At 59.2% G+C, this 211-nt stretch carries 2 pseudogenes; both read left to right on the top strand.

What is annotated here, in order from left to right:
- A pseudogene (locus BFF42_RS28450) lies at window positions 1–146 on the top strand (phage tail protein); the annotation flags it as partial.
- Window positions 143–211: pseudogene (locus BFF42_RS28445) on the top strand (tail assembly protein); the annotation flags it as partial. The pseudogenes BFF42_RS28450 and BFF42_RS28445, both read left to right, overlap by 4 nt.

Raw genomic sequence — 211 nt, 5'->3', positions numbered from 1 at the left:
GCACAGCCGGGCGATATTCTGCTGTGCTGCTTTGGTGCTTCGGTACCGAACCATGCCACCATTTACTGCGGCAACGGTGAGCTGCTTCACCATCTGCCTTCACGGGGATTTGCAACGATTTGGCCGCCGCCTCAGCCTGTATGTGAACACGGCAGCGGAAGCCATTCGCGCCCTGTCGATGCAGATGCCGGGCTTTCGCCGTCAGATGAAC

The organism is Shigella sp. FC1661 (assembly GCF_001712525.1).
Lineage (GTDB): Bacteria > Pseudomonadota > Gammaproteobacteria > Enterobacterales > Enterobacteriaceae > Escherichia > Escherichia coli.
The sequence above is the reverse complement of the archived record's forward strand: the minus strand, read 5'-3'. Positions and strand labels throughout refer to the sequence as shown.